Source organism: Mariniflexile litorale (assembly GCF_031128465.2).
GTDB lineage: Bacteria > Bacteroidota > Bacteroidia > Flavobacteriales > Flavobacteriaceae > Mariniflexile > Mariniflexile litorale.
Genome location: NZ_CP155618.1, coordinates 3165543 through 3181895, shown reverse-complemented (window position 1 = coordinate 3181895; position 16353 = coordinate 3165543). Strand labels below are relative to the sequence as shown.

The following is a 16353-nucleotide window of genomic DNA, read 5'->3' as shown; positions in this document are numbered from 1 at the left end:
AAAAAAATCCAAAGCAAAGCTTAGGATTTTATATTCTTAAAATTAACAATTGTTAATTGATTTACCCTTCTGGGTGCATAAAGCGTTGTTTTGCTAAAAGCTCTTCTTCAGTTTCTACGTGGTCATCATCAGGTACACAACAGTCTACAGGACAAACGGCCGCACATTGTGGCTCGTCGTGGAAACCTTTACATTCTGTACACTTATCAGGAACAATATAGTAAACTTCATCACTTACAGGTTCTTGTGCTTCATCAGCATCTACTTCATTCCCATTTGTTAAAACAACTTTACCATTTAAACTTGTACCATCTTTGTAACGCCAATCGTCCGCGCCTTCATATATTGCTGTATTTGGGCACTCAGGTTCGCAAGCACCACAATTTATACATTCGTCTGTTATAATAATTGCCATAGTGTATTTTCTTTCTAACTTTGTACTCGCAAAAATAACGCCAAAACTATTCATAACCAAATTAAGCATGCAATTACAACAAAGAATTTACGCATTTGTGAAATTAGGAGATTTTTTAAGTCAATTTTCTAATGAAGTGATTCAAAAAAAAGATAATATTGAACACAACGAGTTATTCTTTGAAGGTTTTAAGCATCAATTAAAATTGGCACAAGAACACAATGGATGGTTCACTATAGAAAATATTCAATTTGCTCTTAAAGGCTGGGTAGATGCTTTAACCCATGATAATTTAACCAAATGGCTTACTCCATATAATATGGTTACTAACACGCCAAAACAAGTAGCTATTATCATGGCAGGAAATATTCCTTTGGTGGGGTTTCATGATTTTTTATCGGTGTTAATTACAGGACATAAGGTACTTGTAAAACAGTCATCAAACGATAAACACCTACTACCCTATTTAACCAAATATTTAGAATTTGTAGAGCCTGATTTTAAAGGCAAAATTACTTTTACAGAAGCTAAAATAGAAAAATTTGATGCTGTTATTGCCACAGGAAGTAATAATACCGCGCGTTATTTTGAATATTATTTTAAAGGAAAACCATCTATTATTAGAAATAATAGAAACTCTGTAGCTGTTTTAACAGGAAAAGAAACCGAAGCTGATTTAAAAAACCTAGCGGAAGATATTTTTAGATATTACGGATTGGGTTGCCGAAACGTTTCAAAACTATTTTTACCTAAAAATTATAATTTTGATGCCTTTTTTAATGGTATGTATCACTGGCATCCTATTATAGATAAAGCAAAATACGCTAACAATTACGATTATAATAAAGCCGTTTATTTAATGAGCGAATTTGATATGTTAGAAAATGGTTTTTTAATGATAAAAGAAGACCAAAGCTACGCTTCACCCATTGCCACTGTTTTTTATGAATATTATGAGGATGCCAATCAATTAAAAGAAAGGTTAAAAACCGATAATGACCAAATTCAGTGCATTGTTTCTAACGGATTTATAGAAAAAGAAATTGCATTTGGTGCTACACAAAAACCACAACTTTGGGATTATGCGGATAGTATCGATTCTATTGAATTTTTATTAACAATTTCATAAAAAAATTATTGAATTTTTAGCATTAAATAGCTAATTAATTAGCAACTTTGCATCTTTAAATTCTACAACAAACAATGAAGAAACATAACTTTAGTGCAGGACCAAGTATTTTACCACAAGAAGTAATCCTTAAATCTTCTCAAGCCGTACTTGATTTTAATGATGACGGATTATCTATATTAGAAATATCTCATAGAAGTAAAGCTTTTATTGATGTTATGGAAAATGCCAGAGCTTTGGTAATAGAACTTTTGGGATTAGAAGGCAAAGGTTACAAAGCCTTATTTTTACAAGGTGGTGCTAGTGCTCAGTTTTTAATGGTTGCCATGAATCTTTTAGAAAAAAAGGCTGGTTATTTAAATACTGGGGCTTGGAGTAACAAAGCTATTAAAGAAGCTAAAAACATAGGTGACATATACGAAGTAGCCTCTTCTAAAGATGCTAACTTTAACTACATTCCTAAAGGTTACAGTATCCCTTCAGATTACGATTATTTTCACTGCACATCTAACAATACTATTTTTGGAACACAAATGAAATCGTTTCCTAACTCCCCAATCCCTATGGTTTGCGATATGAGTAGCGATATTTTTTCTCGTGTTTTAGATTTCACTCAATTCGATTTAATTTATGCTGGTGCCCAAAAAAACATGGGACCTGCAGGAGCAACACTTGTAGTTGTTAAAGAAGAAATATTAGGAAAAGTATCTCGTACTATCCCTACCATATTAGATTATAAATCTCATATTGATGCTGATAGTATGTATAATACACCTCCTGTATTTCCTGTTTATACTACCATGCTAACTTTAGAGTGGTTAAAAAATCTGGGGGGTATAAAAGCTATTGAAGAAATGAATGAGTTAAAAGCTCAAGTCATGTATTCTGAAATAGATTTAAACCCATTATTTAAAGGTTTTGCTGTTAAAGAAGATCGCTCTTTAATGAATGCTACATTTACTTTAGAAAATGATAAATTAAAAGAAACTTTTGAAACTATGCTTAAAGAAGCAGGCATTAGCGGTGTAAACGGACACAGAAGTGTTGGTGGTTACAGAGCCTCTATGTACAATGCTTTGCCTATTGATAGTGTAAAAGCTCTTGTAGAAGTTATGAGCGAATTGGAAAGTAAAGCTTAAAAATTAGCAGGTGTCATTCCCTTGAAGAAGGGAATCTCATGAAGCCTCCAATAATTAAATATAAAAGATTCCCTCCTTCGAGGGAATGACTAAAATAGAATTAATAATGAAAGTATTAGCAAACGACGGTATTTCTAAAAGCGGTATTGAAGCCCTTGAAAAAGGTGGTTTTGAAGTAATTACAACAACCGTAGCGCAAGAGCAATTAGCAAACTACATAAACGAAAAACAAATTAGTGTTTTATTAGTACGTAGTGCAACAACAGTACGTAAAGATTTAATTGATGTATGTCCAAGCATCAAAATTATAGGTCGTGGTGGTGTTGGTATGGATAACATCGATGTAGATTATGCAAAAAGTAAAGGGCTACACGTTATTAATACACCTGCTTCTTCTTCACATTCTGTTGCCGAATTAGTATTTGGTCATTTTTACGGATTAGCACGTTTTTTACATAATTCAAATAGAGAGATGCCTCTTGAAGGTGATGCCAACTTTGGTAAATTAAAGAAAGCATATGCAAAAGGTGTTGAGCTTAAAGGAAAAACTTTAGGTGTTTTAGGTTTTGGGCGTATTGGTCAAGCCACTGCAAAAGTAGCTTTAGGTGCAGGCATGAAAGTTATTGCTTTCGATCCGTTTCTTGAAAGTGCTAATTTAGAATTAGACTTTTTTGACGGTCAAAAAGTAAATTTCCAGATTAAGACTATTTCTAAAGAAGAGGTTTTAAAACAAGCCGATTTTATTACATTACACGTACCTGCTCAAAAAGAGTATGTTATTGGTGCACCTGAATTCGAAATGATGAAAAAAGGGGTATTCATCGCTAATGCTTCCCGTGGTGGTGTTATTGATGAAGCTGCTTTAGTAGCTGCTATTGAAAGCGGAAAAGTTGCTGGTGCTGCTTTAGACGTTTTTGAAAACGAACCAAAACCAGAAATTCAATTATTAATGAATGCTGGCTTATCGTTAACACCTCATACAGGTGCTGCTACAAACGAAGCTCAAGATAGAATAGGTACTGAATTAGCCGAACAAATAATAAGTATCTTAAAATAGGTAACAATAAAAATTGTAACCAAAATCATTTAATTAAGTCCTAACACATCGTTAGGACTTTTTTTGTACCTTATACAAATCAAAATAATTAATAAATCATAAACCAAAATAAATCATGTCAGGAATCTTAGACTTATTAAACAGTGACCTAGGAAAAACCATTATTAATGGTGTTTCAAATCAAACCAACCAACCGCAAAATAAAACACAAGATGTATTAACTATGGCATTGCCTGTTTTAATGGCGGCTATGAAGCGCAACGCCTCAACACCTCAAGGAGCTGAAGGATTACTTGGTGCTTTGAATAGTGGTAAACACGATGGAAGTATTTTAGAGAATCTTGGAGGTTTATTTAGTGGCGGTGTCGATTCTAATGTTTTAGATGATGGAAGTAAAATTTTAGGACATGTATTAGGTGGAAAACAGCAAAATGTTCAAAATGCAATCAGTCAAAAATCTGGTATTGATGAAGGTTCCGTAGCACAAATATTAAAAGTAGCTGCACCTATTTTAATGGGTATTTTGGGTAACAAAGCAAAACAAGAAAATGTAAATAGTGCCAGTGGTATTGAAGGCCTATTAGGTGGATTACTTGGTGGTAGTTCTGCTAAGAATGAGCAAAGCTTTTTAGAATCTATTTTAGATGCTGATGGTGATGGTAGCATTATTGATGATGTTGCAGGTATGGTATTAGGAGGCTCTAAAAAGAAAGGTGGACTAGGAGGTTTACTAGGTGGTCTTTTTGGACGTAAATAAAAAAACTATATGTTTCACTAAAAACGTCAAACTTCTGTTTGGCGTTTTTTTTGTTAAAACAATTAAAAATCAAACATTTAAAAAATGATTTTTGTATTTTTAAGATAAAGATCATACTATTTTACTAATTCAAAAATCAAGTTCACTCATTGTTACTTTTATATCAACATGGCATATAATAGTTTTGAATATATAATCTTAAAATTTAAAGAGATGAAATCAATTATATATATACTGCTAATTTGTGGTTTTACTATAAGTTGCAATACAACAAAACCTACCACATCTAACAAAAATGAAAAGTTAGAAAACGCCAAACTTAGCGATACTGTGAGCATTTCTAATGATGAATTAGAATATGAAATTATTATTATAGAACCTGGTTTTAACTCCTGGTTAGTAAGTAGGGCTAAACCTGAAGGTTTCTATTCCCAGCAATATTTAGAAAACAGAAACTTAATTTATGTAAACGAATGGAACAATCGTGTTACACAACCGCAGCTGTATAACCCCAATTTATACGAAATGCAAATTGATTATCAGCATGGTATCGATTATGGTTACGAAGTTAACTACAAGTTATACAATTACTTTATTTATTTTCAGCTTACTTACAAACAAAGATTAGGACCATTTATTCCTCGAATTTAAATCTCTTTTAGTTACTTTTGCACTTTAAATTAGGCTTTTGGAAAAATTAAAAGAACGTTGGGGCATTGAACAAAATTGGCAAATTATTATAATTCTTATAGTATTTGCCATAACGGGTTCTACTGCATCATATATTGGAGAGCCTATCTTAAATTATTTAAATATTTCTTCTGAAAGTTTTGGAACTTTTGGATATTGGGTAACACGTATTATTCTATTATTCATCATGTATCAATTTATGCTTGTCTTTTTTGGTTGGCTGTTTGGTCAATATAGGTTTTTCTGGAATTTTGAAAAAAAGATGTTGAGACGTATTGGACTAAAACGTTTTGTAAATTAATGCAAAAAACAAAGGAACATATCGCCTATAAAACCTTAACCTTACTAATAGCATTATTGCTATTAGCCCCTATAGCTACTAAATTTGCTCATATATTCGCACATCATAAACATGATATTTGTTTGGGTGAAAAATCGACACACTTACATGAAATTAATACCGATTGTGACTTTTACAAATTCAAATTAAGCCATTCTTACACCATTACTTTTTTTAATGTAGAATTAATAGTTCCTAAAGAAAATAGCTTAGAGATTGTTTCTCAGTATCAATTTCTAAGTAAATTTCAACGTTTACAAACAACACTTCGCGGTCCACCTTCTTTAATTTAATAGTTATAAAACACACTGAAACATTTTCAGTATTAAACCATTATTAAATTAACATGTTTCCGTGTTCACGGAAATGAAAAAAACATATTTATATATATGAAATTTTTTTTGAATGCCTTGCTATTTCTAGCAATTACAAATCTATACGCCCAAAATTCAATAAAAGGAACCGTTATTGATGTCAATACAAAACAAGGTTTAGTTTATGCTAACGTTTATTTCTCAGAGATTGAAAAAGGTACATCTACCAATGAGAACGGTTATTTTTCATTAGAAAATCTACCTTCAGGCAAACATAAAATACTTGTTTCTATCTTAGGTTACGAAACAAAATCTATAAGTGTAACCATTCCTAATACCACAGATATAGAAATAAGTTTAACCCCCTCTGCCATTGAAATGGAAGCTATTATAGTATCTACCCCCTTTCATAAACTTCAAAGTGAAAACGTTATGAAAGTAGAACATGAAACTGTAAAAAATTTAAAAACTAGCGGTGCTGTAAGTTTGTCCGACGGCATTACGAATATAGCTGGGGTTGAAAGTATTACGACAGGTTTAGGTATTGGAAAACCCGTAATTCGAGGCTTGAGCTCTAACCGCGTTTTGGTTTATGCTCAGGGTGTTCGAATGGAAAATCAGCAATTTGGAGACGAACATGGTTTAGGCCTTAGCGATTCGGGTATTGAAAGTGTTGAAGTGATAAAAGGCCCCGCTTCCCTACTCTATGGTAGCGATGCACTTGGGGGCGTACTCTATTTAAACCCCGAGAAGTTTGCTGAAAGCAATACATCGCATGCCGATTTTAATGGTAATTATTTTAGCAATACTCAAGGTTTTAATACCAATGTGGGTTATAAATCATCTGACGACCATTTTAAATTCTTATTCAGAGGAAGTTTAACCGAACATGCCGATTATAAAACAAACACGTACCGAGTTACGAATACACGCTTTAAAGAACAAGACTTTAAGGCAGGCACGGGCTACCAAAACAATAGTTTTAAAACAGAGTTTCGTTATAATTTAAACAATGCAAAACTAGGAATTCCAGAAAGTATTGGTGAACAATCTACTTTAAAAACCCCTTTACTTCCTTATCAGAATATTACTAACCATGTGTTAAGTTCAAAATCGACTGTATTCTTAAATAATTCGCGCTTAGATATTAATTTAGGTTATATCTATAATGACAGAAAAGAATTTGAAGAACACCATCATGAAGAAGACGAGGATGAACATGAAGAAGATCATGAAGAAGAAATTTTAGAAGCAGCTCTACACATGAAGTTAAAAACAGCTAATTATGATGTAAAATACAACTTACCAAAATTAGGAAAGTTTGAAACTATTGTTGGTGTACAAGGAATGCATCAAGTAAACACCAATTATGGTGAAGAACAATTAATACCTAATGCCACTACAAACGATGTTGGTGTTTTAGCCACTTCTCACATTCATTTTGAAAAATATGATGTACAATTGGGCGCCCGATTTGATAACCGAAATATCCGTGTTGATTCAGGTTTACAAAAAGATTTTAATAGTTTTAATGGTGCTTTTGGTATTAAAACCAATCTTTTTAAAAAGGTTACTGCCAGAGTAAATTTAGCAACAGGCTTTAGAGCTCCAAATTTATCTGAACTAACTTCTGATGGTTCACACGAAGGAACCAATCGATACGAAATAGGGAATTCTAACTTAAAAAGTGAGCAAAATTTTCAAACCGATATTGCTTTAGAATTTAAAAACGAACATGTTGAGTTTTTTATAAATGGATTTTATAACAAAATAAATAATTACATTTTTTTATCGCCTAACGGAGAAATCATTGATGAAGATCCTGTTTATACTTATCTTCAAAATGATGCCAATTTATATGGTGGTGAAATCGGGTTGCACATACACCCACATCCTTTAGATTGGTTACATATTGAGTCAAGTTTTGAAACCGTTACTGGAAAACAAACAAATGATAGTTATTTACCTTTAATTCCTGCAAATTCATTGACTAATATTTTAAGAATTGAATTTGAAAAACCTTGGTTAAAAAAAGGCTATTCGTTTGTAAAATTAACAACTACGTTTAACCAAAATAATATCAGTGCTTTTGAAACAAACACGGTAGGATATAGTTTATTAAGTGCTGGAGTTGGTGGTAGCTTTCCTTTGTTTAAAAATGAAGCCACTGTTACCTTGTCGGGTACTAACTTGACTAACAAGACCTATATCAATCATCTATCGCGTTTAAAACCTGATAACATTTTCAATATGGGAACGAATATTAATATTGGATTAACTTATAATTTGTAAAAAAACAAAAATCCCTTTCAAATTTGAAAGGGATTTTTTTATTGTTTAATTTCAATAACGCTTTCTTCATTACTAAAAACATACGTTATAAACCACATAATGGTAAAGGTAGGAATGATATCTAATCCTGGAATAATCTCTTCTAAAAAGGAAATAACCCCAGCTACTTTACCTTTGGTCCCTTTATACATCTTAGTCATTAAATACCCAGAAAGTGGTGCCCAAATAATATCGATAAAGGTTATAAAACCAATAATATCGAATATAATACTTAGCCCTAGTTTCTTGTACTTACTTAAATTTTCTAAATTCATTTATAATAATATTGTATTGTTATTGAATACATTACAATAAATATACCAAAATTACTTTCCTATTAATTTTAGAAATTCGTTTCTGGTTTCATTTTTTTCAAACTGCCCTCGAAATCCAGATGTGGTAGTTACCGAATTTTGTTTTTGCACGCCACGCATCATCATACACATATGCGACGCTTCAATTACTACTGCAACGCCTTGAGGTTTTAAAGTATCGTTTATACAATCTAAAATCTGTTGAGTTAAGCGCTCTTGTACTTGTAAACGTCTGGCAAACACATCAACAATTCTGGGTAACTTGCTTAAACCGACAATATGTCCATTTGGTATATAAGCAATATGTGCTTTCCCAAAAAATGGTAAAATGTGATGTTCACACAGGGAATACAACTCTATGTCTTTTACGATAACCATTTCGTTGTAACTTTCTTTAAACATGGCACTTTTAAGAATTTCAACAGGATCTTGATGATATCCTTGCGTTAAAAACTGCATCGCTTTTGCTGCACGTTCTGGAGTTTTTAACAAACCATCACGATTAGTATTTTCCCCTAAATCTTCAATAATATTTTTATATCTATCTTTTACATCATCAGTAACCCGCATGTTGTATTCTTCAAACTTTTTATATGGCATTCTTTATCTTTTTCTAATACTTAAAGATAAAGTTTAAATAGGACATATCAATAAAAACAATTCTTAATTGTACAGAACATCTTAAAGTAGTATTTTCACGCTATTATTTTACATTTATGATTCAAGCAAAAAATATACATAAATTTTATAAGGATTTAGAAGTACTTAAAGGAGTTGATATTCATGTACAAAAAGGTGAAGTCGTTTCTATTGTTGGGGCTTCGGGTGCAGGTAAAACAACGCTATTACAGATTTTGGGTACTTTAGATCGAGCGTCTTCTAAAGCGCCGTACCAACTTACTATTAATAGTATAAATATTAACGGACTAAACGATAGAGCCTTAGCTAAATTCAGGAATGAACATATTGGATTTATTTTTCAATTTCACCAGTTACTACCCGAATTCACCGCTTTAGAAAACGTTTGCTTGCCTGCCTTTATAAAAGGCACTAAAAAAGCAGATGCTGAAAAGCGTGCTAAAGAATTATTAGATTTTTTAGGATTATCGCACCGGTACCACCACAAACCAAACGAACTTTCTGGGGGAGAACAACAACGTGTTGCTGTTGCCAGAGCTCTTATAAATAATCCTGATCTAATTTTTGCCGATGAACCTTCTGGAAATTTAGACAGTGAAGCTGCCGAAAATTTACACAGCCTGTTTTTTAAATTACGTGATGAATTTGGACAAACTTTCGTGATTGTAACCCACAATGAAGAACTTGCCAATTTAGCTGATAGAAAATTGGTGATGGTTGATGGGAAAATTTTAGTTTAATTTCTAATTTTTTAGTAATTAACTTATAATTTTTCTATGAGATTAATCACGTGGCTCGTACTCATTAATCAATAAACTAAACACTGCTTAAATTTGTCATTTTTGTTTTAAATATATTTTGTAACACATCCAATTCCTTTTTGTATTTTAAATCTGTTCTTGATGCAAAATATAACGTATTTTCGGTTTTAAATTTTCCATTCCAAAGTAACTTGATTTCGTTTTTAGCAATAGCATCATGACATAAAAAATCAGGAACTAAGGCCAATCCTTTATCATTACTTAAACATCTAATGATTGAACTTATATTGGGTAATATATAGTTTGGTTTAAAAGCTGGATGCTTTTTGAAATTTTCATGCCAAAAGCGTCTAAAATGTTCCATTTCATTAGAAGCGCTATACCATGTATTTAATTGTAATTCGCTTTCAAGCTCTTTCAAATTATTTCCATTTATAAGCTTATTTATTTGAGTTGTATCCGTTTTAATTCCTGCAATCAAAACAATTCTCTCTTTTGAAAAAGCAGTGTAGTCAACTATCGATTTTATATCATTTTGTTTTCTTGGGGTGATGACCAAATCTATTATGCCATTATTTAAATCCCTTATTAATTCGGTATGAGCTCCAAACTTAGCTACCAAATCAAAATTCAATTTTGGGATTTCAGGTTCTATAATTAATTGAAATATTTCAGAACACATACCAACATGTAATGAAGGTTTTCTTTCTTGGGCTGTTTTTTTAAAATGTTGTTCTGCTACTTCCAATTTATTAATAGCATCAATAATATACTCGTATAAAAACTTCCCTTCCTCTGTTGGAATCATTTTTCTAGAAGTCCGTTCAAATAATTTCTTACCAACATAGGACTCTAAAGCATTTAAATGCACACTCACACCTGGCTGCGATGCGTATAAGGCAATAGAAGCTTTAGTGAGCGTTCCATTTTCATAAATTTCTTTAAAAGTTCTATACCATTCTAAATTCACCATAAACTATTAATATTATAATACAAAGGTATGATTTATATTATTTTTATAATAATATAGAGCGCATTATATTTGCTAAAAATAAGACATCAAATAATGAAAAATATTTTTATAATTAATGGAGCTCATCCATTTGCGCACTCGGGAGGTTTATTTAACAAAACAATTTTTAACAAATCAATTACTTACTTTAAAGATTTAGAAGGCTATGAGGTTCAATTTACGCAAATTGGAAATGCATATGATCCGAAAGAAGAAGTTGAAAAATTTAAGTGGGCAGATTTAGTGATTTACCACACTCCTATTTGGTGGTTTCAATTGCCTTTTGGTTTTAAGGAATATATAGATACTGTTTTTACCGAAGGGCATCAAAACGGCATTTATGCAAGTGACGGCAGAAGCAGAAAAAACCCAGCAATAAATTATGGAACAGGCGGATTAATGAAAGGAAAAAAATACATTCTAACCACTACCTGGAACGCACCAAAAACAGCATTTACTATGGAAAATGAATTTTTTGAGCAAACAAGCGTAGACAAAGGCGTGATGTTTGGGTTTCATAAAATGAATGCTTTTATTGGGATGAAGTTATTAGCAACACATCATTTTCATGATATGGAGAAAAATGCTGATGTTTCTTTAGAGCTTAAAGAATATGATATGTTTTTAAATAAGCAGATACACAATTCTTAAATCTTTCAACGAGAGTAAATACAGTACAAGTATTATGAATCAACTTAAAAATTAAAAAAGGGTTATTGAATTCTATAAATTTAGATTCAAGAAACCCTTTTAATACTTGTTGTTATGAATTATATACCTTTATTCTGATGTTGGTTTTTCCTTTTTATATTTTCTCCCATACCACAAAAGAATACCTGATATTGGTAAGGTTGCAGTGAGTAAACTTATAAGAAAGGCAATAATTTTACCTGCTAAACCTCCTATAGCCCCAATGTGTATGTCGTAATTCATTCTCAATATTTTTTCTGCAACTTCTGCATTTTTATATTTACCATAAACCCCTGGTGTTTCAATTTCTTCAAGTGTATTTTGATCAAAAAACCTAAAATCCGAATCGTAATATAATCCTTTACTATTTGAAACTTCTACATAAATACTTGATGAATCTGATGATGGATAGTGCACCTCAAAACTTTCAGCTTCTGGTTCTTCATTTTGTAACTTTACAATTAAATAATCAATTGGTAATGTTTCACTATTTACAGCAAAATTTTTACTGATATTTTCAGGAATAATAAATTGTGCTACTTTATTACCCCCTGTAGATTTATAAACAACATATTTGAGCCAATTATAGGACATTATTGAGCCCGTAAACGCTAGTACCAACGCCAGCGAACAAATATAAAATCCTATAATAGCATGCAAATCGAAATTTTTACGTTTCCATCTTGTGGTAGGTTTCCACAAAAACTTTAAACGTTGTTTTAGGTTTTTACGCTTTTTAGGAATCCATAAAATAAATCCTGAAATGAGGATTAATATAAATATTAAAATAGACGCTCCCACTATTTGTTCGCCAATTTCCTTTGGAAACCACAATCGCATGTGTCCTTTTAAAATAAAGGCAAAAAACCCAGAAAAATGATCTTCAATATGCATGATATCTCCTGTGTACGGATTCAAAAATACACTTTGATAAAACTCAGGTTTTGGATCATAAAAAATAACTTGAATAGCTTTATTATCATTACTAAAAAGACTTCCATGAATAGTATTGTTTGGAAAAACGGAGCTAGCAATCGTTTTAACTTCTGTAGGTGTTAAAATTGCTGTATGTTGTGCTTCAACCGTATAGTCGTCAACATATAAACTCTCAATTTCATCTTTAAAAGCCCAACAACAACCTGTAATTGCCACAACAAATACAACAAGACCAGTTACTAATCCTAAAATTTTATGAAGCCAAAGAATGCTTTTTTTGTATGTCATAATTAATTGGAAAAGGGCAAATTTAAAAAAAATGCCCTTTTTAATGTATTTTAGTTTAAACTATCAAAATTTATAGGTAACATTTGCCAATAAAGTTCTCGGATTTTGCGGGTTGATGGTAGACCAACCTTTATAATACTCTTTATTGAGCGCGTTATTTAGTTTCAGACTAATAGTATATTTGTCGGCGGAATAAAAAACTGAGGCATTTGCAATGGTATAGCTGGGTAAAATAAATTCTCCTGTTGACAGATAATTTATAGCAAAACGATCGCTTGAACCGTTAAAACCGAAACCTAAACCAAACCCTTCTAATTTACTTTCTTGAAACTCATAATTTGCCCAGAAATTATATAGATTTCTTGGACCTGCTTCTAAAGGTCTTCTTTTTAAAATATTTTTGTTATCAGATTTTGTAGTTTCACTATAGTTGTTACTAAATCCACCTCTAATATTTAAACCATTTACAGGGTTTGCGTTAACTTCGAATTCAAAACCTCTACTTACCACTTCACCTCCTTGAATTTTATTGAATGGTGAATCTGGGTCTGTAATTACTCTATCTGTTACTTTAATATCGTAATAACTTACAGTTGTGTTTAATCTGCCTTTAAAAAGGTTAGTTTTTAAACCAAACTCTAACTGATTTGCTTGTTCTGGATCAAACGTTTTTAGTGTTTGTAGACCAGCCTCTGGATCGCCTACTAAAGTTGGAGCTACATTCTTGAAGCCATTTTGATAATTAGCAAACAGAGATAATTTATTTAAAATAGGCTGAAATAATAATCCGAATTTTGGAGAAAATGTAGTCTGATCGTAATCATCATTTGGATTTTCTAAACTACCTTCATTATCAAATCTGTCCAAACGCAGCCCTACCATAGCAGAAAAACTTTGAGTAAAATTTAAAACGTTGGATGCATAAACACTATAAATATGATATTTAGATTTTGAATTACCTACAGCTTGCGATTCTAAAACAGAATCAACTCCTGCGGTAGATAATGGGTAACTATCTGTTTCAACTTCAGGTGTAAACGGGTTGTCTCCACTTGTTCCTCCTTGAGGCGTCACGTTACCATAAAAAGCATATCCGGTTCCGTTATCCGTTGCCGTAGCATTAAAATAATCTAAACCTATTACAACTCTATTTCTTAAGGAACTAATTTTAAAATCGCCAATAAAGTTTTGCTGAATATCTGTGGTTAATGTATTTGCATTTTGCTTGTTTAGAAAACGTGAAAATGTATTACCTCCTAAAAGACCATAATCGTATAAATAAGTATAATAACCTTTAGTAGATGTAGAACTTTTTGAAAGTAACGTTTGTGATTGCCAAGTATCAGACAATTTATAATCCATTTGAATTCTATAATTCTGAGTTGGGTTTTCAAGTGATAAATCGTTACTTGTAAAAGATAATTTATTGTTGTAATTCAACTCTTCAAGGTTGGTAGCTACAGAAGGTGCATTTCTGTTTAAGAATAAAAACGTTGGGTTGGTTTGTTCTGCCTGCGTAATTTCACCATAAAATGAAAATGACAATTTGTTACTTACTTTATACGAAAGTGAGGGAGCTACAAAAAATGATTTTCTAAAGCCTGCATCTTGAAAACTTTGCTCGGTAGCATACGATGTATTTAATCTGAAATAAATATTATTTTCTTTATCTAAAGCGGTATTAAAATCGCCTGTAACTTGATTTAAGCCATAAGTACCCGAAGTAAACGAGAGCTCTCCCCCATTACCCACATAAGGTTTTTTAGTAACCACATTTATTAATCCGCCATAAGACGTTACCGAGTTACCAAACAAAGTCGCAGAAGGTCCTTTTACTACCTCAATGCGCTCAATATTAGCGGGATTAATAGTGCCGTTTGTTAAACCCGGTAAACCATTTACCAATTCTGGCTGTACCGAAAAACCACGCAATGAATAATAACCTGCGCCATCACCACCACGACCTGTAGAAGTCCATAAATTCTCAACTCCAACAGCATTTTTTAGAGCATCATCAAAATTTGTAACGAGTTGAGATTGGAGTAACTCGTTTGTAATGGTACTATACACCTGTGTATTTTCTATATCTTTTAAGGATAATTTAGACACATAAGCTGTTTCCTTTCTTGAAAACTTATTGGTTCTGTTTCCGTTTACAACTATTTCATCTAAAATTTCATCTCCTTCAAATAGCGTAATAATTCCAAAATCAATAGTTTCATTAGAGTTTAATTTCAAAGTTACTTCTTTAGATTTAAATCCTAAATAAGAAATGGCAAGTACATAATTTCCATTATCAATATTTGAAATTTCGAATAGCCCTGTTTCATTCGTTTGTGTACCTTTTGTAGTGTTTTTAACACTAACATTAACTCCGAATAAGGGGATATTGTTGTAATCTTTTATAATGCCTTTAACCGTTCCGCCTTGTGAAAACATAAAAGTACTTAAGATTAGAAAAAAAAGAATGGTTAGTTGTTTTTTCATTTTTTTTATTTAGACTTGATATGAATAATAATTTTCTGCAAAAATATATACAAGATTTAGTTTTAACAAACTATTTAGATTAAATCTAAATAGAAATATATAAAACATTGATTTAGTATTAATTATAAAGTAGAATTGCCGTGTATTTAGTGAAAATTAAGCCTATTTTTGATTTTTAAAATTGAAAATTTTGAATAAAACCGAACTCAAAGACTTTCTAGATAATAAAGTAGTGCAATACAATAATCCTAAGTTTATTGAAAGCGATCCCATTCAAGTTCCACATCAATTTTCAATAAAAGAAGATATTGAAATTGCAGGGTTTTTAACAGCTACCATTTCTTGGGGAAACCGAAAAAGCATTATCAACAACGCAAAACGATTGATGGAATTACTTGATAATTCACCTTTTGATTTTGTAATAAATCATACTGAAACCGATTTAGAGAACATGCACTCTTTTGTTCATAGAACATTTAATAGTGATGATGCCATTCAGTTTATAAAAAGCCTTAAACACATTTATTTGAATCATAACGGTTTGGAAACTCTGTTTGCTAAACATACTGAAAATGACTCTGTACAAAATGCCATCTCAAAATTTAAAACTACTTTTTTTGAAGTTGAGCATTTGCAACGCACCAAGAAACATATTAGCGACCCATTAAAAAATTCAGCAGCAAAACGGATTAATATGTTTTTACGTTGGATGGTTAGAAACGATAAAACGGGGGTGGATTTTGGTATTTGGAACAGTCTTTCTCCAGCCCAACTTTCCTGTCCGTTAGATGTGCATTCAGGAAATGTTGCTCGTAAATTAGGTTTGTTAACTAGAAAGCAAAACGATGCAAAAGCGTTGTTAGAATTAGACACCAATTTAAGAAACCTTGATGCTAACGATCCTGTAAAATATGATTTTGCTTTGTTTGGATTGGGTGTATTTGAAGGATTTTAGTTGTTTTTCTGCAAAGATGTAATTGAACTTTTGGGGGTGCTTGACATCTCAATTGGATTCAAAACGATGTTACAAAAAAAAACGATTGACGAACTTAAA

Annotated in this window: 17 protein-coding genes; 11 read left to right on the top strand and 6 right to left on the bottom strand. The window is 31.7% G+C overall.

Annotation, left to right across the window (positions count from 1 at the left end; all coding sequences use genetic code 11):
- Nucleotides 1-61: 61 nt before the first annotated feature.
- Nucleotides 62-415 (bottom strand): 4Fe-4S dicluster domain-containing protein, encoded by a 354-nt coding sequence (locus tag QLS71_RS13400; protein WP_308992584.1) that lies wholly within the window; start codon nt 413-415, stop codon nt 62-64.
- A 67-nt stretch (nt 416-482) separates the two neighbouring features.
- On the opposite strand from QLS71_RS13400, the gene QLS71_RS13395 reads away from it, so the two are divergent.
- The 8 genes from QLS71_RS13395 (at nt 483) to QLS71_RS13360 (ending at nt 8133) form a co-directional block, all read left to right on the top strand.
- Nucleotides 483-1544, top strand: a complete 1062-nt coding sequence (locus QLS71_RS13395; protein WP_308992585.1) for an acyl-CoA reductase — start codon at nt 483-485, stop codon at nt 1542-1544.
- A 74-nt stretch (nt 1545-1618) separates the two neighbouring features.
- The gene (gene serC / locus QLS71_RS13390) at nt 1619-2683 is read left to right on the top strand and encodes a 3-phosphoserine/phosphohydroxythreonine transaminase (protein WP_308992586.1); all 1065 of its coding nucleotides are present in this window, start codon (nt 1619-1621) and stop codon (nt 2681-2683) included.
- A 106-nt stretch (nt 2684-2789) separates the two neighbouring features.
- Nucleotides 2790-3740 (top strand): D-2-hydroxyacid dehydrogenase, encoded by a 951-nt coding sequence (locus QLS71_RS13385; RefSeq protein WP_308992587.1) that lies wholly within the window; start codon nt 2790-2792, stop codon nt 3738-3740.
- A 115-nt stretch (nt 3741-3855) separates the two neighbouring features.
- On the top strand, nt 3856-4497 hold the full coding sequence (locus tag QLS71_RS13380; protein WP_308992588.1) for a DUF937 domain-containing protein: 642 nt from the start codon (nt 3856-3858) through the stop codon (nt 4495-4497).
- Nucleotides 4498-4710: 213 nt separating this feature from the next.
- Nucleotides 4711-5148 carry a DUF6146 family protein gene (locus QLS71_RS13375; RefSeq protein WP_308992589.1) on the top strand — a complete coding sequence of 146 codons (438 nt, stop codon included), beginning with the start codon at nt 4711-4713 and terminating at the stop codon, nt 5146-5148.
- 37 nt (nt 5149-5185) lie between these two features.
- Nucleotides 5186-5488, top strand: coding sequence for a DUF6787 family protein (locus tag QLS71_RS13370; protein WP_308992590.1), 303 nt, complete (start codon nt 5186-5188; stop codon nt 5486-5488).
- Entirely contained in the window at nt 5488-5820 is a 333-nt protein-coding gene (locus tag QLS71_RS13365) for a hypothetical protein (protein ID WP_308992591.1), read from the top strand. Before QLS71_RS13370 ends, QLS71_RS13365 begins: the two co-directional genes overlap by 1 nt.
- A 96-nt stretch (nt 5821-5916) precedes the next feature.
- Nucleotides 5917-8133 carry a TonB-dependent receptor gene (locus QLS71_RS13360; RefSeq protein ID WP_308992592.1) on the top strand — a complete coding sequence of 739 codons (2217 nt, stop codon included), beginning with the start codon at nt 5917-5919 and terminating at the stop codon, nt 8131-8133.
- Nucleotides 8134-8171: 38 nt separating this feature from the next.
- Here the strand turns inward: QLS71_RS13360 and QLS71_RS13355 are convergent, their stop codons facing one another.
- Both QLS71_RS13355 and folE read right to left on the bottom strand, forming a co-directional pair.
- On the bottom strand, nt 8172-8447 hold the full coding sequence (locus QLS71_RS13355) for a hypothetical protein (RefSeq protein WP_308992593.1): 276 nt from the start codon (nt 8445-8447) through the stop codon (nt 8172-8174).
- A gap of 51 nt (nt 8448-8498) precedes the next feature.
- Nucleotides 8499-9086 carry a GTP cyclohydrolase I FolE gene (gene folE / locus QLS71_RS13350; protein WP_308992594.1) on the bottom strand — a complete coding sequence of 196 codons (588 nt, stop codon included), beginning with the start codon at nt 9084-9086 and terminating at the stop codon, nt 8499-8501.
- A 116-nt stretch (nt 9087-9202) separates the two neighbouring features.
- Here folE and QLS71_RS13345 point away from each other — a divergent pair, with 116 nt between their 5' ends.
- On the top strand, nt 9203-9865 hold the full coding sequence (locus QLS71_RS13345) for an ABC transporter ATP-binding protein (RefSeq protein WP_308992595.1): 663 nt from the start codon (nt 9203-9205) through the stop codon (nt 9863-9865).
- Between the two features lie 76 nt (nt 9866-9941).
- On the opposite strand, the gene QLS71_RS13340 is transcribed toward QLS71_RS13345, so the two are convergent.
- On the bottom strand, nt 9942-10859 hold the full coding sequence (locus tag QLS71_RS13340; protein ID WP_308992596.1) for a LysR family transcriptional regulator: 918 nt from the start codon (nt 10857-10859) through the stop codon (nt 9942-9944).
- Between the two features lie 93 nt (nt 10860-10952).
- Between QLS71_RS13340 and QLS71_RS13335 the strand changes: the two genes are divergently transcribed.
- On the top strand, nt 10953-11549 hold the full coding sequence (locus QLS71_RS13335) for an NAD(P)H-dependent oxidoreductase (protein WP_308992597.1): 597 nt from the start codon (nt 10953-10955) through the stop codon (nt 11547-11549).
- Between the two features lie 129 nt (nt 11550-11678).
- On the opposite strand, the gene QLS71_RS13330 is transcribed toward QLS71_RS13335, so the two are convergent.
- Together QLS71_RS13330 and QLS71_RS13325 are read right to left on the bottom strand one after the other, a co-directional pair.
- Nucleotides 11679-12812 carry a PepSY-associated TM helix domain-containing protein gene (locus QLS71_RS13330; RefSeq protein ID WP_308992598.1) on the bottom strand — a complete coding sequence of 378 codons (1134 nt, stop codon included), beginning with the start codon at nt 12810-12812 and terminating at the stop codon, nt 11679-11681.
- A 63-nt stretch (nt 12813-12875) separates the two neighbouring features.
- Nucleotides 12876-15299 (bottom strand): TonB-dependent receptor, encoded by a 2424-nt coding sequence (locus QLS71_RS13325; protein ID WP_308992599.1) that lies wholly within the window; start codon nt 15297-15299, stop codon nt 12876-12878.
- 190 nt (nt 15300-15489) lie between these two features.
- Here QLS71_RS13325 and QLS71_RS13320 point away from each other — a divergent pair, with 190 nt between their 5' ends.
- Nucleotides 15490-16254 (top strand): TIGR02757 family protein, encoded by a 765-nt coding sequence (locus QLS71_RS13320; protein WP_308992600.1) that lies wholly within the window; start codon nt 15490-15492, stop codon nt 16252-16254.
- Nucleotides 16255-16353 lie beyond the last annotated feature (99 nt).